The 622-nt window shown below is 48.7% G+C and carries 1 protein-coding gene; it reads right to left on the bottom strand.

The window, feature by feature from the left end:
• Positions 1 to 622: methyl-accepting chemotaxis protein (locus R7Q48_RS28590; protein WP_318133708.1), on the bottom strand; the 622-nt coding region annotated here is incomplete at both ends.

Below are 622 nucleotides of genomic sequence, written 5' to 3'. Positions count from 1 at the left end.
AGTACTGCTGTCTGCAATACCCTGAACGTTGGTATTCACTTCATCGCTCACTGTACTTTGTTGACTCGCTGCAGTTGCAATGTGCGTGTTCATCTCATTCATGCGTGAAATTGCATTGAGAATTTCAGCCAGAGATTCGCTTGCTCGCCCAGCAGATTGAATGGTCTCTTCACTGCTGTTTTGGCTACCACGCATCACTTCTACAGCTTGCCCTGCTCCAGACTGAAGCTTTTCAATCATAGCTTGGATTTCACCCGTACTTTGCTGCGTGCGACTTGCAAGAGAGCGTACCTCGTCAGCAACCACAGCAAAACCACGACCTTGCTCACCCGCTCGCGCCGCTTCAATCGCCGCATTCAGTGCAAGTAAGTTAGTCTGCTCTGCAATGCCGCGAATTACATCTAGTACAGAGGCAATATCGCTCACATCATTATCTAGCGTATTGATCACATGGCTTGCGCTTTCGATCTCTCCAGCCAAGTCACGAATCGAGCCGACCGTTTGCTCCAAAATCACATTGGTATTAGAAAGCTCATCATTCGCGGTTTGGCTTGCAACTGCTGCTTCATTTGCACTCTCGCTCACATTGCGACTAGTCACTTGCATTTCATGCACTGCTGCA

The sequence above is a fragment of the Vibrio sp. 378 genome (assembly GCF_033339435.1).
Note: the sequence above shows the minus strand (reverse complement) of the source record. Positions and strands in the feature narration are given on the sequence as shown.